The following is a 24,356-nucleotide window of genomic DNA, read 5'->3' on the forward strand; positions in this document are numbered from 1 at the left end:
TCAGAAGACGGTCAGGACCGCCGGGAACATGATGATGATCGTGACGATGATGACCAGGTAGTTGGCCAGCGGGAACGTCCAGCAGAAGGGCAGGAGCGTGCGCCCGACGCGCTGTGCTCCGGCGCCGAAGCGTCCCTGCGCCATGTTCCAGATCGTGAAGACCCAGAACATCGGGATCGTCATCGACCAGACGAGCATGCACCACGGGCACAGGGCGCCGATGACGAAGACGGTCTGCGTGAACAGCCAGGTCACGAACACCCACGCCAGGAACACGCCGGCGTTGAACGCGATCCAGAACCAGCGCGAGCCGTTCCGGAACCCGGCCAGCATCAGCACCGCGACGGCGATCGGGGCGACGAACCCCATGACGCCGAGCAGCGGGTTCGGGAACCCGAACAGGTGGCCCTGCCAGCTGGCCATCACGTCGGAGCAGTTGATGAACGGATTGACGTCACAGCTCAGGACGGCCTTGGGGTTCTCGTACTTCGCGAACTCGTCGAGGACGAGCCGGAACGCTGCGTACAGGCCGACGAGCCCGGTGACGAGCAGGAAGACCGCCATCGCGATCGGACGACGGGGGGCAGGTGCAGACGCGGTCACGCGGTCATCATCGCACGCGGGTTCCGGTGCTTTCCGGGTGTGGCATGCGATAATGCCTGGAGGTCGTGCGGCCAACCGCACACCGAAGAGAGCTTTCCGAGCGACGCCCCACCGGGCAGACCTCGGACGATCAGGTGCGGTGAGAGCGCACTGTGGTCGGGCAGCGTCACTCCGACGACGAGCCGACCCGGGCCGGGTGCCCGGACCGGAACGGGCGCGGACGCAACGAGAAGTTGACGCGGACCGGTCACGAGACAGCGAGCGCGGGGGCGTCGACGCCGCCCGCCACGACACAGAATTCCCGCCACCCGAAAGGGTGCGAGTGGGGCCGAGGAGTGCACCAGTCCATGGTGGAGCAGAACAACGACAACACGACCAACGACGAGAACGCGCCGAAGCGCCGGAGCCGCCTGTTCGGCGGTCGCCGCGCCCGGTCGTCCGGCCAGGAGGCCCGTGGGAGCGCCGAGCAGGCACCCCACGCCGACGAGACCCTCGCGCTGACGGGCGGCGCTGACGCCCGTCCCGCGGCCAGCGTCGCGTCGCCCGGTTCGCCGGACTCTCCCGATTCGCCGTCGGAGCCGACCGACACCGGGGCGGTCTCCGTCGCGGTCGAGGCCGTCGCCGACAGCGGTGCCGAGCCGCACGACGTGAGCACGCTGACCGGTGACCTGCCGGTCGTGACGGGCGACCAGTCGGGCACCGTGACCGACGGGGCGGACGCGGACCGCGCCTCCCGTCCGACCGAGGCCGCGCCCACGGCCGAGGCGAGCGACGACGCGGCACCAGCCGACGAGCCGGTCGTGCCGAAGGCCACGAGCACGCTCAGCCTGATCTTCCACGCCCCGGTGCTGCCGGACCTGCCGCAGCGCGCGCCCCGGTTCGAGCGCGACCGCGATCGTGACCGCGACCGCGACGAGGACGACCGCTACGACCGCGAAGACCGCTTCGACCGCGATCGCGACCGTGACGACCGCGACGACCAGGGCGGTTCCCGCCGTCGCTCGCGTCGCCGTAGCTCGAGCGCCGACCGCGAGGCCCGCGAGCCGCGCGACCACCAGGAGCCGCGCCGTCGTGAGCCGGAGCTCATCACCGAGCCGCAGCGCATCAAGGGTTCGACCCGTCTCGAGGCGAAGAAGCAGCGTCGTCGCGACGGTCGCGACGCCGGACGCCGCCGCCAGGTGGTCAGCGAGGACGAGTTCCTCGCCCGCCGCGAGAGCGTCGACCGCCAGATGATCGTCCGCTCCAGCTCGTCGACGATCGAGATCGGTGTGCTCGAGGACGGCATCCTCGCCGAGCACTACATCACCAAGTCCGAGAACGTGTCGCTCATCGGCAACGTCTACCTCGGCAAGGTGCAGAACGTCCTGCCCTCGATGGAGGCCGCGTTCGTCGACATCGGCCGTGGCCGGAACGCCGTGCTCTACGCCGGCGAGGTCGACTGGAACTCGGTCGACACCAGCCACGGTCGCCGCATCGAGGCAGCCCTGAAGCCGGGCGACAAGGTCCTGGTGCAGGTCACGAAGGACCCGGTCGGCCACAAGGGCGCCCGTCTGACCAGCCAGGTCTCGCTGCCCGGTCGCTACCTGGTCTACGTGCCGAACGGCTCGATGAACGGGATCTCGCGCAAGCTGCCGGACACCGAGCGTGCCCGCCTGAAGAAGATCCTGAAGGAGGTCCTGCCGGAGCACGCGGGCGTCATCGTGCGCACCGCTGCCGAGGGAGCGACCGAGGAGCAGCTCACCCGCGACGTGCAGCGCCTGACCAGCCAGTGGGAGGCCATCCAGAAGAAGGTCGCCGGTGGCCAGGCCCCGGTGATGCTGCACTCGGAGCCCGACCTGCTCATCAAGATCGTCCGCGACGTCTTCAACGAGGACTTCACGAAGCTGATCATCGACGGCGAGGCCGCCGGCGGCACCATCGACGAGTACCTGACGGCCGTCGCCCCGGACCTGAAGGACCGCGTCGTCCGCTACGACGGCCCCGACTCCTTCGAGGAGTTCCGCCTCAACGAGCAGATCGACAAGGCGCTCGACCGCAAGGTCTGGCTGCCCTCCGGTGGTTCGCTCGTCATCGACCGCACCGAGGCCATGACGGTCGTCGACGTCAACACCGGCAAATTCGTCGGTTCCGGCGGCAACCTCGAAGAGACGGTCACGAAGAACAACCTCGAGGCCGCTGAGGAGATCGTCCGGCAGCTGCGCCTGCGTGACATCGGCGGCATCATCGTCGTCGACTTCATCGACATGGTGCTCGAGGAGAACCGCGACCTCGTGCTCCGCCGTCTGGTCGAGTGCCTGAGCCGCGACCGCACGAAGCACCAGGTCGCTGAGATCACCTCGCTCGGCCTGGTGCAGATGACCCGCAAGAAGATCGGTGTCGGTCTGCGCGAGTCGCTCGACGAGGTCAACGCCAAGATCAACGACAACAACGCCGACCCGGGTCCGAGCAAGGGCCGTCGCAAGGGTCGTGGCGGGAACGGCAACGAGAACGGCCGCTCCGGCAACGGCGGCAACGGCACCGGGAACTCCGGTTCGTCGGGGTCCTCGTCGAACGGTGGGTCGAGCCAGGCGCACCAGATCACCGACGACGTGAAGAACGCGTTGTCCCGGATCGCCGCCTCGACCCTGTCGCACGACGAGCAGGAGGCCGCGGCCGCCGCGACCGAAGCCGAGGCGCCGTCCTCGGCGGACGCATCGACCAGCACGGACAGTGCGGGCGGCGAGCAGCCCACCGGTTCGAAGCGCCGTCGTCGGGGCCGTGGTGGGCGCGGGGGAGACCAGCAGACCGCTGCCGCCCCGGAGACCCCGGAGACCCCGGAGACCACCGAGGCCACCGAGGCACCGGAGGCACCCGCCTCCGAGCCCGTCGTCGAACCCGAGGCGCGCGCGCCGAAGGCCAGTGCGACGAAGGGCAGCGCCCCGAACGTCACCGAGCCCGAGGTCGCGAGCGCACCGAAGGCGAAGGCCCCGGCCCGTCGTCGCGTGAGCTCGAGTGCCACGGTGACCCCGACCGACAACTCGGTGGCGATCCTGGACATCCCGATCGCCGCAGCGCCCAAGCGCGAGCCCCGCGCGGTCGCCCCGGACGCCGAGTCCCTGCTCGACTCGGTGCTCCAGGCGCTCCCTGAGCCGAAGCAGCCCGGACAGGGGCGCTCGCGTTCCCGCCGGGTCTCGTCGCCGAGCATCAGCGCTCCGGCCACGCCGACGGAGGAGCCGGCCGACGACGCCGACGGCTCCGACGGCGCTGTGATCCTGGGGAGCTGACGTGACGAACCCGGGCGACCCGCAGCAGCAGCGTGGGTACTACGGTGCGGGCTGGTCTCAGCCCGCACCGCCCGGCCCGGGTGGTCAGCAGCCGGGTGGTCCGGTGCCGCCGCCGCAGCAGGGTGGTGTGCCGCAGTACGGTCGCCAGCCCGGTGCCGGTGCGCCGTACGCCCCGCCGCGACCGCCCCGTGCCCCTGCCGACCCGCGGCGGGCCTTCGCGCCCGGTGCCTCGGTGACGAACACGGCCGGGGCGCTCATCGCGGTCGTCGCCCTGGTGCTCGTCGAGTTCGTGTCCGGGCTCTTCGGTCTGCTCGGCACCTCGCTCGTGGTCAGCCCGTTCCAGCACTACGGCGCGGGGACGAGCCTGCTCGGCAGCTTCACGACCAGTGTGTTCGTGGCGCCGTTCCCGTACTACGCCGGGGCGTTCCTGGCCCTGGCCTTCCTGACGCCGATCGACCGCCGCAGCCCGCTGCCGAGGCTCCTGCTCCGCGTCGTGCTCGCCGGCGCCGCGGGCACGGTGGCCCTGATGCTGGTCGGCGTCTTCACCGGGTCCTTCGGCGCGGCCACCGCCGGCGGCTCCAAGCTCGTCATCGACGTGCTCACGCGTCCGCTGCAGAACGGGCTGCCGTTCACCGTGATGCTCCTGGCGACCGCCACGGCCGCCTGGCTCTGGCTCGGTCGCCCGCGCCGCGGCCCTGGCTCGTCGACGACCCCGGGCAGGCCGGGCACCGTCCGACCCGCCGACGCGGTCCCACCGTCGACGATCCAGCAGCAGCCACAGCAGCAGCCGCCCGCACCCTACGGGCAGGGACGCGTCCAGCCCGACCCGCACGGCCAGTACGGCGGGCAGTACGGCGCCGGACCGCGCTCCGACCAGCAGCAGCCCCCGGCGAACCCCTGGGGCGGCCCAGCGCCCCGCTGAGCCCGCTCGCGGGCCTTGTGAGCCGGCTGCGCACCGTGCGAGGTGCGGGCCGGGGCGGACCTGCACCGCGCCTCCTGGCGGGCGCTCAGAGGCCGCGCTTGTCCCGCTGCGCCACGCGCAGCCCACTGCGGATCAACCGCAGCACGAGCTCGCGACCGGTGACGGCCGAGGCGCCGGCGGCCACCAGTTCGTCGTACCGCGAGAGCGGGACGTCGTAGTGGTCGTGGTCGAACGCGCGGGGCGGCACGCCGGCCCGCGCAGCGAACGCGTGGAGTTCCGCGTAGGATTCATCACTGACGAGGTGCGACCACAGTGTGTCGTGGGCGGGCCACGTCGGTGGGTCGATCAACACGGTCACCGTGCAATCGTACGGGTGTCGCCGTTTGACCGGACCCAGGGTGATCGAGTATTCTCGGTCCCTGGTGTCAGCGGGCCGTTCTGCCTGCGTCGCCGATCGGGCCCGGCCTTCCGGGAGCCGCTCGTGCAGAAGTGGGCACCCGAGACTTCCCTCAAGCAGAGTTACGTAAGGATTTCCACGTGGTTTACGCAGTAGTGCGCGCCGGCGGCCGTCAGGAGAAGGTCGAGGTCGGCACCATCCTGACCATCGACCGTGCCAAGGCGGACGACAAGGGCAACATCGACCTCGCCCCCGTGCTCCTCGTGGACGGTGACAAGATCACGTCGGCGGCTTCCGAGCTCGCGAACGTGACCGTCACCGCCGAGGTGCTCGACGACCTCCGTGGTCCCAAGGTCATCATCCAGAAGTTCAAGAACAAGACCGGGTACAAGAAGCGCCAGGGTTTCCGCGCTGAGCTGACCCGCGTCAAGATCACCAAGATCGCGTAAGGGAGTCAACTCATGGCACACAAGAAGGGTGCGAGTTCCACTCGCAACGGTCGTGACTCGAACGCACAGCGCCTCGGCGTGAAGCGCTTCGGTGGCGAGGTCGTCAACGCCGGCGAGATCATCGTCCGCCAGCGCGGCACCCACTTCCACCCCGGCGCCAACGTCGGCCGTGGTGGCGACGACACGCTGTTCGCCCTCTCGTCCGGTTCGGTCGAGTTCGGCACCAAGGGTGGCCGCAAGGTCATCAACATCGTCAACGCGTAGTCGTTCGAACGACTGCAGCTGGAGGGGCGGGCCGAGTGCCCGCCCCTCCTTCGCTTTTCCCGCCGACGATCCCGTCGGCACAACGAAACACCTGGAGTGGACCCATGGCGACCTTCGTCGACCGCGTGACCCTGCACCTCAGCGCGGGGCACGGCGGCAACGGCTGCGTGTCGGTCCGCCGTGAGAAGTTCAAGCCCCTGGCCGGGCCCGACGGCGGCAACGGCGGTGACGGCGGCGACATCGTGCTCGTGGCTGACCCGCAGGTGACGACGCTGCTCGGCTACCACCGTTCCCCGCACCGCTCGTCGAAGAACGGCCAGCCCGGCATGGGCGACCACCGCAGCGGTGTCAGCGGCGAGGTCCTCGAGCTCCCGATGCCCGTCGGCACCGTGGTGTACGACGAATCCGGCGAAGTGATCGCCGACCTCACCGAGCCCGGCATGCGCGTCGTCGTGGCCCCCGGTGGGCAGGGTGGCCTCGGCAACGCGGCGCTCTCCACCACCAAGCGCAAGGCCCCCGGCTTCGCGCTGCTCGGCACCGAGGGCTGGGCGGGGGACATCAGCCTCGAGCTGAAGACCATCGCCGACGTCGCCCTCGTCGGGTTCCCGAGCGCCGGCAAGTCCTCGCTGATCGCGGCGGTCTCGGCCGCCAAGCCGAAGATCGCGGACTACCCGTTCACCACCCTCACCCCGAACCTGGGCGTCGTCGAGTCCGGCGACACCCGCTTCACCGTCGCCGACGTCCCCGGTCTGATCGAGGGCGCGTCCGAGGGCAAGGGCCTCGGCCTGGAGTTCCTGCGGCACGTCGAGCGGTGCGAGGCACTGCTCCACGTGATCGACTGCGCCACGCTCGACCCGGGCCGCGACCCGATCAGCGACCTCGACGTCATCCTCGGCGAACTCGAGCGCTACCCGGTCCCCGAGGGCCAGGTGCCGCTGCTCGAGCGCCCGCAGCTCATCGCCCTGAACAAGATCGACGTGCCCGAGGCGCAGGAGCTCGCCGAGTTCGTCACCGCCGAGCTCGAGGGCCGCGGCTACCGCGTCTTCCCGATCTCCACGGCGTCCCGCAAGGGCCTCCGCGAGCTGACGTTCGCCCTGGCGGACGTGGTCGAGCAGGCCCGCGCCACCCGTGCGGCCGAGCCGGTGCCGGAGCGCATCGTCCTGCGCCCCCGCTCGGTCAACGAGAAGCCCTTCACCGTGCGCGCCGAGGGCGGCGAGGAGCACCGCTTCTACCGCGTCCGCGGCGCCAAGCCGGAGCGCTGGGTCCAGCAGACCGACTTCACCAACGAAGAGGCGATCGGCTACCTGGCCGACCGGCTCGCGAAGCTCGGCGTCGAGGACGGTCTGTTCAAGGCCGGAGCCGTCGCCGGGTCGACCGTCGTCATCGGTGGCGACGGCGGCATGGTGTTCGACTGGGAGCCCACGCTCACGTCGACCGCGGAGCTCATCACGAGTGCCCGTGGCACCGACGCCCGCATCGGTGCGACCTCGCGTCCGACCCGCAACGAGCGGCGCGAGGAGTACTTCGAGCGGATGGACGCCAAGGCCGCCGCCCGTGCCGAGCTCGAGCAGGAGCGCGTCTCCGGGCTCTGGGTGGACGACGACGTCGTGACCAGTGACCAGCTCGGCACCGGCGACCAGTTCGACGGCGACCAGGTCGAGACCAGCGACCAGAAGGACTGACCGCGGCATGACCGACACGACCGCCCGCACCGACCTCGGACCCGTCACCCGGCGCGAGGACATCTCGCGTGCGCGGCGGATCGTGGTCAAGGTCGGCTCGTCGTCGGTCAGCGGTGACGCCGCCGGGCAGATCGGCCCGCTGGTGGACGCCCTGGCGGCGGCCTACGGGCGGGGCACCGAGGTGGTGCTCGTGTCGTCCGGTGCGATCGCGACCGGGTTCCCGTTCCTCGGGCTCCAGGGGCGGCCGGACGACCTGGCCACGCAGCAGGCGGCGGCGGCCACCGGGCAGAACGTCCTGATGTTCCGGTACCAGAAGGAACTCGACCGGCACGGTGTCGTCGCGGCGCAGATCCTGCTCACGGCGGGCGACCTGCAGAACCCCACGCACCGGGTGAACGCCCAGCGCGCCATCGACCGGTTGCTCGCGCTGCGAGTGCTGCCGATCGTGAACGAGAACGACACCGTCGCCACCCACGAGATCCGCTTCGGCGACAACGACCGGCTCGCGGCCCTGGTGGCTCGGCTGCTCGGTGCCGATGCCCTGGTGCTGCTCTCCGATGTCGAGGCGCTCTACACGGCACCCCCGGAGCAGCCCGGTGCGACCCGCATCGACGAGGTGCCGTTCGGCGACGAGCTGGCCGGGGTCACCTTCGGGTCGATCGGCACGGCCGGCGTCGGTACCGGGGGAGCGGGGACCAAGGTCGCCGCTGCGCGGCTCGCGGCCGAGGCGGGCACCGCGGTGCTCGTGACCGACACGGCGCTGGTGGACCGCGCCCTGGCGGGCGAACACGTCGGCACCTGGTTCCACGCCGCGCCGCGCCCCTGAGGCCGGGCCGGGCCGCGCGACTGGCAGGGACTGGTCACGACTCCCCGTTGTGATGTCGTCGAGTGGTCGGGTACCTTCGGCGCGGGCGTCGCGGAGCGACGGTCTGCGACCGCTCGGCGGGCGTGACGCGACGTGTTGTGACCGGCGGGTCCAGGCAGTCGACGGCGTGGACGCGACCGCCTGGAGGGCCGGTGCGGGTGTCGGGACCGGTGGCGGGCCTCCAGGTGGTCACGACTCTCTGTCGGGTCACCGGTGCGTGGTCGGGAATCGTCGCTTCGGTCGCCGCTGGGCGACGTTCTGTGACCACTCGGAGGGCGGGGGACGACGTGTCGTGACCGGTCGGCGGGGTGGACGCGACCGCCTGGAGGGCCGGTGCGGGTCCCGGGACCGGTGGCGGGCCTCCAGGCGGTCACGGCTCCCCGTCGGGACGGCGCTGACTGGTCGGGGACCGTCGGCGCGGGCGTCGCGGAGCGACGGTCTGCGACCGCTCGGCGGGCGTGACGCGACGTGTCGTGACCTGCGGGTCCAGGCAGTCGACGGGGTGGACGCGACCGCCTGGAGGGCCGGTGCGGGTGTCGGGACCGGTGGCGGGCCTCCGGGCGGTCACGACTCCCCGTCGGGTCACCGGCGTGTGGTCGGGAACCGTCGTTGCGGTCACCGCTGGGCGACGGTCTGCGACCGCTCGGCGAGCGGGGACGACGTGTCGTGACCGACAGGAACGGCGGACCGGGCCTGGAGGCGCGGCGAGCATCCGGCACGCCCGTCACGACCCGGGTGGCGGACCTACAATCGGTCCATGTCGTCGATCGCGCCCGCCCCGACCCTGACCGACAAGCTCGTGGCGGCACGCGCCGCCTCGTCGGCGCTCGCGACCGCCACGACCGCGGTCAAGGACGCGGCCCTCGCGGCGATCGCCTCGGCGGTGCGTGCAGCGACGGACGAGATCGTCCGCGCCAACCACGACGACCTCGTCGCGGGTGAGGACGGCGGCCTGTCGTCGGGGCTGCTCGACCGGCTGCGGCTCGACCGGGTCCGGATCGAGGCCCTGGCTGCCGCGGTCGAGCACGTCGTCGGGCTCACCGACCCCGTGGGGGAGCACGTGCGCGGGTCGCAGCTGCCGAACGGGCTCCAGCTCACCCAGGTGCGTGTGCCGTTCGGTGTCGTCGGGGCCATCTACGAGGCACGCCCGAACGTCACCGTCGACATCGCTTCGCTCGCACTCAAGTCGGGCAACGCCGTCGTGCTCCGCGGTGGATCGGCGGCCCAGCACACGAACGCCGTGCTCGTCGCCCGGATCCAGGACGCGGTCGAGTCGGTCGGACTGCCCCGCGACCTGGTGCAGACCATCGACGAGTTCGGCCGCGCCGGCGCCACCGAGCTCATGCGCGCCCGCGGGCTGGTCGACGTGCTGATCCCACGGGGGAGCGCCGCGCTCATCCAGACCGTCGTCACCGAGTCGCAGGTGCCCGTCATCGAGACCGGGGCAGGCGTCGTGCACGTGTTCCTCGACGCGTCCGCGCCGGAGCAGCGTGCGGTCGACATCGTGCTGAACAGCAAGGTGCAGCGACCGAGCGTGTGCAACGCCCTCGAGACCCTGCTGGTGCACGAGGCGGCGGCCGAGCGACTCCTGCCGGTGCTGGCGGACCGGCTGCGGGCATCCGGCGTCACGCTGCGCGGCGACGACGCCACCCGGGCGATCGTGCCCGGGGTGCTCCGAGCCACCGACGCCGACTGGGCGACCGAGTCGATGGACCTCGACCTGTCGATCCGCGTCGTGCCCGACGTCGACGCGGCGATGGCGCACATCGCCCGGTGGTCCACGCACCACACGGAGTCGATCGTCACGAACGACGTCGACACCGCCGAGCGGTTCCTGGCGAGCGTCGACTCGGCGGTGGTGATGGTGAACGCCTCCACTCGGTTCACCGACGGCGGTGCGTTCGGCTTCGGGGCCGAGGTCGGCATCTCGACGCAGAAGCTGCACGCGCGCGGTCCGATGGGGCTGCCGGAGCTCACGAGCACGAAGTGGATCGTGCGCGGCTCCGGGCAGATCCGCGGCTAGACTGAACGGCGTCTTTCCCCGACCGAACGGAGCACGAACGATGACCCTCCTCGCAGAAGCTGCTGAGCACGCCTCCGGGGCGCCCGCGTTCGTGTTCCCCATGGTCGGCGCCCTCTTCTTCATCTTCCTCGGCTTCGTGACCTGGAGCTTCCGCGACGTGGCGTACCGTCACTCCCAGAAGTTCGAGGCCACCCGCCACAACGAGTCGGGTGTCGACGAGTTCGGTCACACCAAGATCTGACCGACCACTCGATGCTCGAGACCACCGGACGGCCACGCATCGGCGTGATGGGTGGCACGTTCGACCCCATCCACCATGGGCACCTGGTCGCGGCGTCCGAGGTGGCGCGGGCGTTCGACCTCGACGAGGTCGTCTTCGTCCCCACCGGGCAGCCGTACATGAAGTCCGACGTCACCGACGCCGAGCACCGGTACCTGATGACCGTCATCGCCACCGCGTCGAACCCGATGTTCACCGTCAGCCGCGTGGACATCGACCGTCCGGGGCCGACGTACACCGTCGACACGCTGCAGGACCTGCACGAACAACGACCGGATGCCCAGCTCGTCTTCATCTCGGGCGCAGACGCCGTTCAGCAGATCGTCGACTGGAAAGACCATGATGGACTCTGGGACCTGGCACACTTCGTCGCCGTGACGCGTCCGGGACACGCCTTGAGCATCACCGGATTGCCCGAGCGGGACGTAAGCTTGCTCGAGGTCCCTGCACTGGCCATATCGTCGACGGATTGCCGTGACCGGGTTCGACGGGGTTCCCCCGTCTGGTACTTGGTTCCCGACGGTGTCGTCCAGTACATCTCCAAGCACCATCTGTATCGGAGCGTTGCATGAGTTCGTCCGACGCGCAGCCGCCCCTGTCGCGGCGCCAGGCGCGCGAGCGGGAGCGTGCCGCCGCGGCCGGTTCGCAGCCCGCGACGCCGCCCCCGACCGTCGCCACGCCCGCGGCCGAGACCCCCGAGTCCCGTCGTCGCCCCGGATCGCACGTCGCCCCCGCACCAGGCGGCCCTGCCCAGTCGTCCACGCCGGGTTCGGCGCAGGATGCTCCGGGCTCCGCGCCGTCCGTCCCGGTGTCGGCGCCCGCGGCCGGTGTGCCGCCGTTCCCGCCGGCGTCCGCGACCGAGATCGTCCCCGGCAGCGGTGGACTCACCCGTCGACAGATCCGGCAGCTCCGCGCCGCCGAGCGCCAGGCGGTCCTGCCGGTCCCGCTGCAGAACCCCACGCCGCAGTCCTCCGACCGCACCGTCGAGGACGTCATCGGCTCGGTCGACACGATCGACCCCGCCGCGGCGCAGCAGAGCACTCCGGATGCCGAGGCAGAGCGCGACGAGCAGTCCGCTGCGCCGACGGTCCTCGACCAGGCCGCGGTCGCGCAAGCCACCGAGGCCGACGGGTCCCCGGACGCGATCGAGGCCCTCGACGAGGCCGCTGCGCATGCCGAGGAGCCCCGCCGCCACCGCTCGACGTGGTCGCCGCCCGCCGACGCCGACTCGGACGGCACCCACTCGGACGGCACCGAATCGGACGCCACCGACTCGGACGCCACCGCACCCGAGGCGTCGGTCCTCGACGCCCCGGCGGACGACGCGACCGACGATGCCCAGGCCGACGAGACGCCCGCCGACGCTCCGGCCGGGTCGGCCGACACCGCGCCCGGGTCGCGGCCCGCCGTCACGCCCGTCCCGATCCCGACGAACGCCGCAGCAGGGACCCCCGCGGTGTTCCCGCTCTCGCTCGACGCCGAGGACGACGACACGAACGAGGTCCCGCTGCCCGGCGCCGTGACCGAGGCCCCGAAGGCCCCCGCCGCGTTCCAGCGGCCCACCGAGCCGAAGCCGGTGACCACGGCCTTCGCGCCGCCCGCCGGCCACTGGTCGCAGCAGGCGCACGACTCGAACGACTCCGAGGTGCACGACGCCGAGACCGGCACCCGCCGCGTCGCCGTGACGAACACCAACGCGATCATCCTGCCGAACTCGGCCCTGGCCGACCCGACGGGTGCCCTCAACGCGACGGGCGAGGTGATCCTCACCGGATCGATCGACCTGCCGGCGTCGCTGTCGTCGACCGGGTCGCACCGTCCGATCGACGGGGCCGAGGTCGACCGCCTGCTCGAGCAGCAGGACGAGCAGCCCGAGACCGACGCCAGTCCGGTGCGGGCGAGCCGTGCGGTGTCCAGTCACACCTCGACCCGTCAGGTCGTGCTCGCCGCCGCCAAGCCGAAGGAGTCGCGCACGCCGCTCATCCTCGGTGTCGCGCTCGGCTCGGTCGGCATCGCCGCAGCGGCGGTCATCGTCGTCGCCCTCGTCACCACCCACGCGTTCGGCGGCTGACCCCTGCCGTCCCCGACGACCGTTCTCCACCACCCCGCCGACCCCGGCCTGGCCGCTGTCGGCGGGGTGGCTTATGATCGTGACCCATCAAGCGAACCGGCTGTCCGTCGGTTCGACGACCGGAAGGAATCCGTGACCGCCTCCACTCGCGCACTGGAACTCGCGCAGGCCGCAGCACTCGCGGCTGACGCCAAGCAGGCCGAGGACCTCGTCGCTCTCGACGTGACCGGGCCGTTGCAGCTCACGGACGTGTTCCTGCTCGCAACCGGTCGGAACGAGCGCAACGTGCAGTCCATCGCCGATGCCGTCGAGGAGCGCCTCCTCGAGCTCGGTGCCAAGACGCTCCGCCGCGAAGGCCGTGCCGAGGGCCGCTGGGTCCTCATCGACTTCGGTGACGTCATCGTGCACGTCTTCCACGACGAAGACCGCCAGTACTACTCGCTCGAGCGTCTCTGGGCCGACTGCCCGACCATCCCGCTCGAGCTCCCGGTGGACCACACCGCCTGATCAGCGACGCGCCCGGGTGGCGGCTTCGATTTCGTTGCCCGGCGTTCGCATGGTGTACGCTTCTATGGTGCCTCCGGGGAACCGGTTGGTGCAGAAGCAACACGATCTGGGTCTGTGGCGCAGCTGGTAGCGCACCTGCATGGCATGCAGGGGGTCAGGGGTTCGAGTCCCCTCAGATCCACCCGAAACCCCCGTCGTTCCTCGGAACGGCGGGGGTTTTCTCGTGCGCCGATCGCCACCCGGTGGCCCGATACGCTGAGCGCATGAGCAACGACGCGCCGCTGTCCGGGTCCCCACTGACGATCGCCTCCGCCGGCTACACGGCCGACATCGCCACGGTCGGAGCGACGCTGCGGACCCTGCGGCACGAGGGTCGTGACCTGGTCGTGCCGTTCGACGCCGACCAGGTCCGTCCGGTCTTCCGCGGCGCCGTCCTGGCTCCGTGGCCGAACCGGATCGTCGACGGCGAGTACTCCTTCGGCGGCGTCGACCACGAGCTGGCCCTCACCGAGCCGGCACGGCACCACGCCCTGCACGGACTCGTCGCGTGGACTGACTTCCGGGTGCAGGAGCAGGCGGACGACCGGGTCGTGCTCGCCACGACCGTGCAGGCGCAGGAAGGCTACCCGTACCGCGTCGAGGTCACCGTGGAGTACCGGCTCGACGCCGAGGGGCTGCACACGACGATCACCGGGACGAACACCGGGGCCCAGGCCGCGCCGTGGGGCACCGGCCCGCACCCGTACCTCGTGGCGGGTGCCGGCACCGTCGACGACTGGACCCTGACGCTCCCCGCCGCCCAGGTGCTCGAGGTGACGCCGGACCGGCTCATCCCGACCGACCTGGTCCCCGTCCACGACGAGTTCGACCTGCGCACGCCCACGCTGATCGGCGACCGGTTCATCGACCACGCCTTCACCGGGTTCGACCGCGACGCCGGCGGACTCGCCACGATCGCCGTCACGGCGGCGGACGGTCACGGGGTCCGTGCGACCTTCGGGCCGGAGTGCGGATGGGCCCAGGTGCACACCGCTGACCACGTCGTGCCCGAGTACCACCGCGCGGGTCTCGCCGTCGAGCCGATGACGTGCGCGCCCGACGCCTTCAACGACGGCGAGGACCGCGGCCTCGTGGTGCTCGCCCCCGGTGCCTCGCACGCCGCCGCATGGACGATCGCCGCGGTCTGACCGACCCCGACCCCGGCGTCCGCGTCGAGGTCCGCCGACTCGACCCCGTCCCCGACCTGGCGGCCCTGGCGGCGCGGGTCTCGGGGGACCTGGTGTGGCTCGACTCCGGGCTGCCGGACGGTGCCCCCGCCACGGCCCGGCCCCGGGCGCGCTGGTCCGTGCTGGCCTGGACGGACGGGCCGTTCGCCGCTCGGTTCCGACACCAGGAGCGCCGTGCGCACCTGACGGTCGCCGCGCCGGCCGAGGGGTGGTTCGGGCGGGTTCGTTCCGAGGGCCGTCCGGCCTTCGCGGTGCTCGCGGACCTGCTCGGCCGCACGCCCCGTCTGCCCGAGCCGGTCGACGGGTGCGGGTTCGCGCTCGGGTGGGTCGGGTTCCTCGGGTACGAGCTCGGCCGCGAGTCCGACGGCCCGGACCGCACCGCCGACGGGCACGCCGACGCTGACCTGCGGTTCGTCGACCGTGCCCTCGTCGTCGACCACACCGGTGACGCGTGGGCGCTGGCGCTCGTCGCCGACGCCGAACCGGAGGCCAGTGCGCACAACCGTGCGTGGCTCGAAGACGTGACCGCCCGCATGCCGTCGGCCGACGTCGGCGACGCGGCCACGGGCCTCCCGGCCGGGGTGTCCGCGGCGACCGGACGCGTGTCGCGCGCCGCCTACGAGCAAGCGGTCGACGTGTGCCGTGCGGAGATCCGCGAGGGGAACGCGTTCCAGGTCTGCCTCACCACCGCCTTCGCGGTCGGCCATGAGGCCCGTGGCGGCCCCGGTACGGACCCGCACCTGGACGAGTACCTGCGGATGCGGGCGTCGGACCCCGTGCCGTTCGGCGCGTACCTGCGGCTCGGCCCGCTGCGCGTGGCGAGCCGGTCGCCGGAACGGTTCCTGCGGATCGACGCGGCCGGAGCGGTGCTCGCGGAGCCGATCAAGGGCACCCGACGGCGACTCGCCGACGCGGCGGCGGACGCGGCTGCGCGGGACGACCTGGCGACGAGCCCGAAGGACCGCGCCGAGAACGTGATGATCGTCGACCTGCTGCGGAACGACCTGCTGCGGACGGCGGTGCCCGGGTCGGTGCACGTCGAGCGGTTGTGCGAGGTCGAGACGTACGCCAGCGTGCACCAGCTGGTGTCGACGATCGGGGCGGTGCTGCCGCCGGGGGCGTCACGGGCCGACGTGGTGCACGCGGCGTTCCCACCGGGGTCGATGACGGGTGCGCCGAAGCGCAGCGCCACGGCGATCGCGGACCGGCTCGAGGGGGCTCCGCGCGGGGTGTACTCCGGCGCGATCGGGTACTTCTCGGCGAGCGGGGCGGTCGACCTGTCGGTGGCGATCCGTAGCCTCGTGACCGTGCTCGACGCGTCGGGGGCGGTGTGTTCCCGGACGCTGGGAGCCGGGGGAGCGGTGACGTGGTCCTCGGTGGCAGCGGACGAGGCGGACGAGGTCGAGACGAAGACGCGGTCGGTGCTCGGTGCAGTGGGGGCGGCCGTCGGCTGGTGACCTGACGCGTTTCGAACACGTGTTCGACACGGACTGTCCACAGATGTCGGACGCGATTGACATCATCGAACACATGTTCGAATATGAGGGCATGCAGACGGCGGCGGCACTCCGGTCGCCCACCCCGGACCGGGGCGGGCGGAGCGGTGCTGCACGTGGCGGCAGCGGTGCGGCCGGTGGCGGTGTGCGTCGCGGGTCCGATCACCTGGGCGACGCGCGGGCCGCGCTCGACCGCATCACGTCCCTGCGGTCCCGGGTGGCCGACATGGAGTCCACCCGGGTCGACACCGCCGGGCTCCCCACCGCCCCGGCGCTCGAACCCCTGCTGCCCGGCGGCGCGATCCGGGTCGGTGGCACCTACGCCGTCCCCGAGTCGGTGCTGCTCGCGATCACGATGCTGCAGGCGGCCTCGGCGGCCGGCGCGTGGTGCGCGGTCGTCGGGGTGCCGTCCTTCGGGATCGAAGCCGCCGCAGCCGCGGGGATCGACCTGGAGCGGCTCGTGCTCGTCCCCGATCCGGGCGACCAGTGGCTCGCCGTGACGGCGGCGATGGCCGACGTCGCGCAGATCGTCCTCACCCGACCGCTCGGCCGGGTCGTGCCGGGCGACGTGGCACGGCTCTCGGCCCGACTGCGACAGCGTGGTGGGGCGCTCGTCGCGCTCGGGTCCTGGCCCGGAGCGGACGTCACGCTGCGGGTCACGTCGTCGACGTGGAGCGGCATCGGACAGGGCCACGGCCACCTGACGGAGCGCCGGGCCACCGTGACCGCGACCGGGCGTGCCGGTGCGGTGCGTCCGGCGACCGCAGAGCTCCTCCTGCCCGCGGCCGACGGCGCGGTCCGGGCCGCGACGCCCGTGCCGACGGTGGGCTCCGGGGACACCCGTGTGCTGCGGCCCGTGGCGGTGGCGTCGTGATCGCCCCGGAGCGCGTCCGGACCGACGCGATCACCCGTGGGGCAGCACTGCCCGAACCACCCCCGACCCGGACCATCGTGCTCTGGTGCCCGGACTGGCCGGTCATCGCGGCTGCTCGGGCCGGTGGGACCCCGCCGGAGCAGCCCCTCGCCCTGACCGCGAAGGGGCTCGTGTTCGCGAGTTCGGCGTCCGCGCGAGAACAGGGCGTCGTGCGGGGACTCCGCGTGCGGGAGGCGCAGGCGCGGTGCCCCGAGCTCCTCGTGCAGCCCTACGACGACGCCCTCGACCACCGCGCGTTCGAGCCCGTCATCCGTGCGGTCGAGGCAGCGGTCCCCGGGGTAGAGGTGCTGCGGCCGGGCACCCTCGCGCTCCGCGCCCGCGGGCCGGCCCGGTACTACGGCGGTGAGCGAGCGGCGGCGGCGACCCTGGCCGGCATCGCGGCCGACCACGGCGCCCCCGCGGTGCGGGCCGGGGTGGCCGACACCCCGTTCGCGGCGGACCAGGCAGCCCGGGCGCGCCCGGTGCGTCCCGGTGAACGCGTGCGGCTCGTGCCCGTCGGGGGATCGGCGGACTTCCTCGCGCACCTGCCGCTCGGCGTGCTCGGCGACCCCGACCTCGCGACGGTGCTCGACCGGCTCGGCATCACCACGCTCGGCGACTTCGCGGCACTCGGCGACGAGCAGGTCCGCGACCGCTTCGGTGTGGCCGGAGCGTTCCTGCACCGGTTGGCCGCGGGCCGAGACCCGCGCGAGATCGCGGCGCGGGAGATCCCACCGGAACTCCGGGTCGAGGCGTCGTTCGAACCCCCGCTGGACCGTGCCGACCAGATCGCGTTCGCGTTCCGACGCTCCGCCGACGACTTCGCCGAGCGACTCCGGGCCGCGGGGCTCGTGGCGACGACCATCCGGGTGGGGATCGTCGACGAGCGTGACATCCTGCTCGAACGGACCTGGGCACACCCGCGCTGGTTCGACGCCGCCGACGTGGTCGACCGGGTGCGGTGGCAGCTCGCCGGCGGGGTGGACCCCAGCGGGCTCGAGGCACCGGTCACCTCGGTCGTGCTCGAGCCGGTCGCCGTCGACGACATGGCGAACCACGAGCGCGGGCTGTGGGGCTCCGGCCCGGACGAGCGCGTGCACCACGGCCTCGCCCGGATCCAGGGCATGGTCGGCCACGACGGTGTGGTGAGTCCGCGCGTCGGCGGTGGCCGCACCCTGTCCGAGCGCGTGGTGCTCGTGCCGTGGGGCGACGCACCCGCGGGTGGTGAGCGCGCCCTGGCGACCGTCCGCGACCGTCCGTGGCCCGGCAAGCTCCCCGGTCCGCCGCCCGCCACCGTGCTCGAGCGCCCCCGACCGGTCGACGTGGTCGCTGCCGGTGGTGCGAGCGTCGACGTCGACGAGCGCGGCGTGCTGTCCGGCGCTCCCGAACGGTTCCGTGCCGAGGGCGACCGGGGCGGCGGCTTCTCTGCCGTGACGGCCTGGGCGGGTCCGTGGCCACTCGTCGTCCGGTGGTGGGAGTCCGGCGGCCGACGCCTGCACCGGCTGCAGCTCGTCGATGCCGAGGGGCGTGCCTGGTACCTGGTGCTGGCGGACCACCGCTGGTGGGCGGAGGCGATCGCGACGTGACCCCGACCCCCGCCACCACCAACAGGAGCGTGTCCTGATGGGCTACAGCAACCCACCCGTCCCGTGGTCGCAGTTCGAGCGCGCGCTGTCCGACAAACGGAGCCCGGGCACCGCGCACGACGGCGACGGCGGCGACAGCCCGGCGTGGTCGCGGAAGCGCGAGCCGTACGTGCCGTCGCCGATCGACACCGACGGCGGCCCGGTCGTGCCGTACGCCGAACTGCACGCGCACTCGGCCTTCAGCTTCCTCGACGGCGCCAGTCAGCCCGAGCACCTGTTCGAAGAAGCCGCCCGGCTCCGGCTGCACGCCCTCGCGCTCACCGACCACGACGGCTTCTACGGGGCAGCCCGGATGGCCGAGGTCGCCGAGTCCTACCCGCAGGTGGGCACCGTCTTCGGCACCGAGCTGTCCCTGGGGCTGACCGAACCGCAGAACGGTGTGCCCGACCCCGAGGGCTCGCACCTGCTCCTGCTCGCCGACGGGCAGGACGGCTACCACCGCTTGGCCGGCGCGGTCACGAGCGCGCACCTGGCCGCCGGATCCGAGAAGGGCAGCCCGCAGTACGACCTCGACGACCTCGCCGCACGCGCGGACGGCCACTGGCGCGTGCTGACCGGGTGTCGGAAGGGCACGGTGCGGCAGGCCCTCGAGCAGGGTGGGGAATCCGCCGCCGACACCGCGCTCCGGGTGCTGCTCGACCGGTTCGGCAGCCGCAACGTCGTGGTGGAGCTGCTCGACCACGGCGACCCCCTCGACAGCGCCCGCAACGACGCCCTGGCCGCCCTGGCCACGAAGCACGCACTGCCCCTGGTCGCCACCGGCAACGTGCACTACGCCACCCCGGACCGGTTCCCGGTGGCCACCGCGCTCGCGGCGGTCCGTGCCCGCCGCAGCCTCGACGAGATCGACGGCTGGCTGCCCGCAGCCGACACCGCCCACCTGCGTTCCGGCGCCGAGATGGCCAGACGGTTCGGGCGCTACCCCGGCGCGGTCGAACGGACCGTGGAGCTCGCCGACGAACTCGGGTTCCGGCTGAAGACGGTCAAGCCCGGGCTGCCCGACCTCGACGTCCCGGACGGACACACCGCGATGTCGTGGCTGCGCGAACTCACCTGGACCGGTGCCCGGCGGTTCTACCCGGGCAGCGCCGACGGCGTCGAGCCCCGCAAGCGGGAGCGCATCGAACGCGAGCTGTCCGTGATCGAGGAGAAGAACTTCCCCGGGTACTTCCTGATCGTGCGGGACATGGTGCAGTACGCCCGCGGCCGGGGCATCCTCTGTCAGGGGCGGGGTTCGGCGGCGAACTCGGCGGTCTGCTACCTGCTCGAGATCACCGCGGTGGACTCGATCCGCTACGGGCTGCCGTTCGAGCGGTTCCTGTCGGCGATGCGCGACGAGGAGCCCGACATCGACGTCGACTTCGACTCGGACCGCCGCGAAGAGGTGATCCAGTACGTCTACGCCAAGTACGGCCGGCACAACGCCGCCCAGGTCGCGAACGTGATCACCTACCGGCCCAAGGGCGCGGTGCGCGACATGGCGAAGGCGCTCGGCCACAGCCCCGGACAGCAGGACGCATGGTCGAAGCAGGTCGAACGGTGGGGTTCGGTGACCGAGAGCCAGGACCACGACATCCCACCGGCGGTCGTCGGACTCGCGAGCGACGTCCTCGGGTTCCCGCGGCACCTCGGCATCCACTCCGGCGGCATGGTGCTGACCGACCGCCCGGTGGGCGAGGTCGTGCCGATCGAACACGCCCGGATGGACGGCCGCACCGTGCTGCAGTGGGACAAGGACGACTGCGCCTACATGGGGCTCGTGAAGTTCGACATGCTCGGACTCGGCATGCTCGCCGCGTTGCAGTACTCGTTCGACCTGGCGGCAGAGCACTGCGGTGAGCGCTGGGAGATGCACTCCATCCCGAAGGAGGAACAGGGCGTCTACGACCAGCTCTGCCGCGCGGACACGATCGGGGTGTTCCAGGTGGAGTCCCGCGCGCAGATGGGCACCCTGCCCCGACTGCTCCCACGGCGGTTCTACGACCTGGTGATCGAGGTCGCACTCGTCCGCCCCGGGCCGATCCAGGGCGGCGCAGTGCACCCGTACATCCGACGGCGCACCGGCGAGGAACCGATCACCTACATGCACCCGGCGCTCGAACCCGTGCTCGAACGCACCCTCGGGGTCCCGCTGTTCCAGGAACAACTCATGCAGATGGCGATCGCGGTCGGCAACTGCTCCGGGGACGACGCCGACCTGCTGCGGCGGGCGATGGGGTCGAAGCGCGGACACGAGAAGATCGACCGGCTGCGGGACAAGCTCTACGCGGGGATGGCGGACAACGGCATCCACGGCGCCGACGCCGACGCGATCTACGCGAAGATCCAGGCCTTCGCGAACTTCGGCTTCGCGGAGAGCCACTCGATCAGCTTCGCCCTCATCGTCTACGCGAGCGCGTGGATGCGGCTGCACTACCCGGGGGCGTTCCTGGCAGCGCTGCTCCGGGCGCAGCCGATGGGGTTCTACTCACCGCAGACCCTGGTCGCCGACGCCCGGCGGCACGGTGTCCGCGTGCTGCGACCGGACATCCTGCGGTCCGGGGTGGACGCCACGCTCGAACCGCTGCCGGACGGGGACGCCCCGGTCGGTGCCGACGCCTGCCTGGCTGCCGAGCAGCCCCCGGTACTGCCGTTCGACAAGGCGCTCCCCGACGACACCGCGAGCCACCGTCGCGACGGTGCCTTCGCCGTGCGGCTCGGGCTCGCCGAGGTCGCGTCGCTCAGCCGGAAGAGCGCCGAGAAGATCGTCGCCGAGCGGGACACCAACGGCCCCTTCCGCGACATGTCGGACCTGGCCCGCCGGGTCGGACTCACGACGCCGCAGCTCGAGGCCCTCGCTGCCGCCGACGCCTTCGCCCCGTTCGACATCGACCGCCGCGGTGCGATGTGGTCGGCTGCGCAGGCCGCGGCCGAGCGTCCCGACCAGCTGCCGGACACGCAGGTGTTCGTGCAGCCGCCGCTGTTCGGTCAGATGACGAGCGGGGACGTGCTCATCGCGGACATGTGGTCGACGGGCATGACGACCGACGACCACCCCGTCCGGCACGTGCGCGACCGGCTCGCAGCCCGCCGGGTGCTCAGCGTGCAGGACACCGCGACCGCCGAGACCGGACGACGGGTCGAGGTCGGCGGGATCGTGACGCACCGGCAGCGTCCGGCGACCGCGTCCGGCATCACGTTCCTGAACGTCGAGGACGAGACCGGGCTGGTCAACGTCATCTGCAGCGTCGGGGTGTGGGGGCGCTACCGCCGGGTGGCGCGGGAGTCCCCGGCGGTGATCGTCCGGGGCATCCTCGAGCGGTCACCCGACGGCGTGGTCAACCTGGTGGCGGACCGCATCGAGCACCTGTCGCTGTCCGTCCGCACCCGGTCGCGCGACTTCCAGTGAGCGGTCCTGCGCCGGTGATCGGTCGTGCTCGGGTGAGCGGTCCTGCTCGGGTGAGCGGTACTGCTCGGGTGAGCGGTCGAGCTCAGCGCACCTCGGGCAGGGTGATCGTGACCTCGAGCCCACCGGCGGGCACGTTGCGGAGCGACGCCGTGCCCCCGGCGCGTTCCGCCACCGCGCGGACGATCGCGAGTCCCAGACCGGAGCCGCCCGGCAGGGCGCCGGCGCCCGTGGAGGGGTCGGGGTTCGGGCGGGACGTCCGTGCCTCGTCCGGACGCGTGAACCGGTCGAAGGCCACGGGGATGAACGACTCGGGTACACCGGGGCCGTCGTCGGTGATCTGCAGCACGCCCTGGCCGCCGGTGCTCCGCCAGGACACGAAGATGCCGCCACCGCGGGGGAGTGCGGCCACGGCGTTGCCCGCGATGTTCGTGACGAGCTGGGCCATCCCACCCGTGTCGATCCGGTAGCGCGGTTCCACGGTGCCGCCGCCGATGCCCGGGCCGGACCCGCCGACGGCGACCGGCGGCTCCAGGTCGAAGTCGACGGTGACGTCCTTCGCCGACGCGATGAGCCGGACACGGTCGACCGCTGCCATCACCTCGTCGCCGAGGTCCGACCAGGCGGTCTCCGGCCGTCGGTCGCCGTCCTGTTCACGTTGCTCAGACTCCTCGATCCGCGACAGTGCGAGCAGGTCGTTGGCGAGCCGGGACAACCGCGCGACGCTGTGCTTGGCGCGTTCGATGTGGGCGGCGAGGGCGGCGGCGTCGTTGCCGTCGAGCGAGGCGAGGTCGAGCTGGGTCGTCAGGATGGCCAGGGGCGTCCGGAGCTCGTGGCTGGCGTCCGACACCATCTGGCGTTCACGCTCGGTCGCCTGCCGGGTCCGGGCCAGGAAGGCGTTGAGCGTCGTCGCCAGGGATGCCAGCTCGTCCCGGGCGGGGCCCACCGGCAGTTCGGCGCGCTCCGGGGCGACGGAGAGCCGTTCGGCCTCGCGGCGCATCCGGTTCACCGGACGCAACGCGGTGGTCGCGAGCACCCAGGACGCCACGCCGAAGGCGAGCAGGATCGCCAGGCCGGTCAACGACAGGGTCGTCGTGAGGTCGTCGACGACGATGGCCTCGGCCTGCGAGTTACGGGCGGCGACGACCGTCCACCGGCCGGCCTCGTTGACGGGGTGCTCCACGACGACGCGGTACTCCGAGCCGGATGCCGTGATGATCGAGGTGCCGGCAGGGGTGGACCGCAGACTGCCGAGCGCCTGCTCGACGCGGTCCGGCATCGTCGAGAGCACGATCTCGCCGGACGGGGACACGACGGCGACGAGCTGCGCGTTGCCCGGTGACGACAGGTCGGGGTCGCTGTCGACCTCGAGCGTGGCGACGTAGGGGTCGGCATCGGCGTCGAGCAGCGTGCGGGTCGCACTCGCGACGACGCTCACCACCTGGAACCGCATCACCAGGACGAGCAGCAGGATCACGATCGCCGCGATCGCCGTCGAACCGATCGTGATCCGGGCACGCAGCGACAGCAGACGCAGCGGCCGGATCGGACCACCGCGTCGGTGGTCCGATCGTGGGGCGTCGTCGGCCCCGCTCACGCCCCGAGCAGATCCAGGCGGTACCCGCGACCGCGGACCGTGGCGATGGCGACGGTGGCCTCGTGCGCGGTGAGCTTCTTGCGGAGGTACGAGATGTACTGCTCGACCACGTTCGGGTCGACGTGCTGCGAACCGTCCCAGACCTCTTCGAGGATCTTCGGGCGGTCGACGACACTGCCGGCGGACCGGGCGAGCAGGCGGAGCAGGGCGAACTCCGTGGGGCTCACGGCGACGCGCTGGCCCTTGATCGAGATGCGGCGTGCCTCGGAGTCGATGGAGACGTCGCCGACCTCGATCGTGCGGGGAGCCCCGGCGGACTCACGACGGCCGAGCGCACGCAGCCGAGCGGTGAGCTCGGCGAAGGCGAAGGGCTTGGTGAGGTAGTCGTCCGCACCGGCGTCGAGCCCGAACACACGGTCGTCCACGGCGTCGCGCGCCGTCACGAGCAGGATCCGCACGGGGTCCTCGCGCTCACGGATCCGCCGGGCGAGCTCGAAGCCGGACATGCCGGGCATCATCACGTCCACGACCGCAAGGTCGAACGCCTGCTCGCCGAGCGCGATGAGCGCCTCGACACCGTTCTCGACCGCCGTCACGCGGTACCCCTCGGCCGCGAGTCCGCGCTCCATCAGGGCCCGCATCTCGTCGTCGTCCTCGACCACCAACAGCCGCATAGTGGACCTCCTCGGACCCATCGTGGCATCGAACCGTCGCCGAGGGCCGTTCTCAGGCCGAACTCGCTGAATCTCGTCACAGGACAGGGCGGA

Annotated in this window: 20 protein-coding genes and 1 tRNA gene; 17 read left to right on the top strand and 4 right to left on the bottom strand. The window is 72.2% G+C overall.

Annotated elements, in window-relative coordinates:
- Positions 1–603 carry a vitamin K epoxide reductase family protein gene (locus MXD64_RS05430; protein WP_042538492.1) on the bottom strand — a complete coding sequence of 201 codons (603 nt, stop codon included), beginning with the start codon at positions 601–603 and terminating at the stop codon, positions 1–3.
- 347 nt (positions 604–950) lie between these two features.
- Here MXD64_RS05430 and MXD64_RS05435 point away from each other — a divergent pair, with 347 nt between their 5' ends.
- Both MXD64_RS05435 and MXD64_RS05440 read left to right on the top strand, forming a co-directional pair.
- A complete protein-coding gene (locus MXD64_RS05435; RefSeq protein WP_263137229.1) occupies positions 951–3,866 on the top strand; it encodes an Rne/Rng family ribonuclease in 2,916 nt (971 codons plus the stop codon).
- Between the two features lies 1 nt (position 3,867).
- Positions 3,868–4,788, top strand: coding sequence for a hypothetical protein (locus tag MXD64_RS05440; RefSeq protein ID WP_042538488.1), 921 nt, complete (start codon positions 3,868–3,870; stop codon positions 4,786–4,788).
- 85 nt (positions 4,789–4,873) lie between these two features.
- Here MXD64_RS05440 and MXD64_RS05445 read toward each other — a convergent pair whose 3' ends face one another.
- Entirely contained in the window at positions 4,874–5,146 is a 273-nt protein-coding gene (locus MXD64_RS05445; protein ID WP_017885978.1) for a DUF4031 domain-containing protein, read from the bottom strand.
- Positions 5,147–5,325: 179 nt separating this feature from the next.
- Here MXD64_RS05445 and rplU point away from each other — a divergent pair, with 179 nt between their 5' ends.
- From rplU to MXD64_RS05520, 15 genes are all read left to right on the top strand, one after another.
- Positions 5,326–5,634, top strand: a complete 309-nt coding sequence (gene rplU, locus MXD64_RS05450; protein WP_027464715.1) for a 50S ribosomal protein L21 — start codon at positions 5,326–5,328, stop codon at positions 5,632–5,634.
- A gap of 12 nt (positions 5,635–5,646) precedes the next feature.
- Entirely contained in the window at positions 5,647–5,898 is a 252-nt protein-coding gene (rpmA, locus tag MXD64_RS05455) for a 50S ribosomal protein L27 (protein ID WP_017885976.1), read from the top strand.
- A 104-nt stretch (positions 5,899–6,002) separates the two neighbouring features.
- Positions 6,003–7,580: a GTPase ObgE gene (gene obgE / locus MXD64_RS05460; protein ID WP_056071353.1), complete on the top strand. Its 1,578-nt coding sequence runs from the start codon at positions 6,003–6,005 to the stop codon at positions 7,578–7,580.
- A gap of 7 nt (positions 7,581–7,587) precedes the next feature.
- Entirely contained in the window at positions 7,588–8,406 is an 819-nt protein-coding gene (proB, locus tag MXD64_RS05465; protein WP_259552100.1) for a glutamate 5-kinase, read from the top strand.
- 796 nt (positions 8,407–9,202) lie between these two features.
- A complete protein-coding gene (locus tag MXD64_RS05470; protein ID WP_140449220.1) occupies positions 9,203–10,468 on the top strand; it encodes a glutamate-5-semialdehyde dehydrogenase in 1,266 nt (421 codons plus the stop codon).
- Positions 10,469–10,508: 40 nt separating this feature from the next.
- Complete coding sequence (locus tag MXD64_RS05475) at positions 10,509–10,709, top strand: hypothetical protein (protein ID WP_017885971.1); 201 nt, start codon at positions 10,509–10,511, stop codon at positions 10,707–10,709.
- An 11-nt stretch (positions 10,710–10,720) separates the two neighbouring features.
- Positions 10,721–11,320, top strand: a complete 600-nt coding sequence (gene nadD, locus MXD64_RS05480; protein ID WP_082046874.1) for a nicotinate-nucleotide adenylyltransferase — start codon at positions 10,721–10,723, stop codon at positions 11,318–11,320.
- Positions 11,317–12,819: a hypothetical protein gene (locus MXD64_RS05485; RefSeq protein ID WP_259552103.1), complete on the top strand. Its 1,503-nt coding sequence runs from the start codon at positions 11,317–11,319 to the stop codon at positions 12,817–12,819. The genes nadD and MXD64_RS05485 overlap by 4 nt, the downstream gene beginning before the upstream one ends.
- Positions 12,820–12,951: 132 nt before the next feature.
- On the top strand, positions 12,952–13,326 hold the full coding sequence (rsfS, locus tag MXD64_RS05490) for a ribosome silencing factor (RefSeq protein ID WP_017885969.1): 375 nt from the start codon (positions 12,952–12,954) through the stop codon (positions 13,324–13,326).
- 108 nt (positions 13,327–13,434) lie between these two features.
- Positions 13,435–13,507: transfer RNA gene (locus MXD64_RS05495), tRNA-Ala, on the top strand.
- Positions 13,508–13,589: 82 nt separating this feature from the next.
- Positions 13,590–14,513, top strand: a complete 924-nt coding sequence (locus MXD64_RS05500; RefSeq protein WP_071252312.1) for an aldose 1-epimerase family protein — start codon at positions 13,590–13,592, stop codon at positions 14,511–14,513.
- Complete coding sequence (locus MXD64_RS05505) at positions 14,492–16,009, top strand: anthranilate synthase component I family protein (RefSeq protein ID WP_259552105.1); 1,518 nt, start codon at positions 14,492–14,494, stop codon at positions 16,007–16,009. Before MXD64_RS05500 ends, MXD64_RS05505 begins: the two co-directional genes overlap by 22 nt.
- Before the next feature lie 43 nt (positions 16,010–16,052).
- The gene (locus tag MXD64_RS05510) at positions 16,053–16,922 is read left to right on the top strand and encodes a hypothetical protein (protein WP_235517631.1); all 870 of its coding nucleotides are present in this window, start codon (positions 16,053–16,055) and stop codon (positions 16,920–16,922) included.
- A complete protein-coding gene (locus tag MXD64_RS05515; protein ID WP_082046873.1) occupies positions 16,919–18,547 on the top strand; it encodes a DNA polymerase Y family protein in 1,629 nt (542 codons plus the stop codon). Before MXD64_RS05510 ends, MXD64_RS05515 begins: the two co-directional genes overlap by 4 nt.
- A gap of 37 nt (positions 18,548–18,584) precedes the next feature.
- Entirely contained in the window at positions 18,585–21,995 is a 3,411-nt protein-coding gene (locus MXD64_RS05520) for an error-prone DNA polymerase (RefSeq protein WP_042538478.1), read from the top strand.
- Between the two features lie 82 nt (positions 21,996–22,077).
- Here the strand turns inward: MXD64_RS05520 and MXD64_RS05525 are convergent, their stop codons facing one another.
- A complete protein-coding gene (locus MXD64_RS05525; protein ID WP_017885963.1) occupies positions 22,078–23,589 on the bottom strand; it encodes a sensor histidine kinase in 1,512 nt (503 codons plus the stop codon).
- Entirely contained in the window at positions 23,586–24,263 is a 678-nt protein-coding gene (locus MXD64_RS05530; protein WP_017885962.1) for a response regulator transcription factor, read from the bottom strand. The genes MXD64_RS05525 and MXD64_RS05530 overlap by 4 nt, the downstream gene beginning before the upstream one ends.
- Positions 24,264–24,356 lie beyond the last annotated feature (93 nt).

This window comes from Curtobacterium sp. Arg-1 (assembly GCF_025643395.1).
Classification (GTDB): Bacteria; Actinomycetota; Actinomycetes; order Actinomycetales; family Microbacteriaceae; genus Curtobacterium; species Curtobacterium poinsettiae.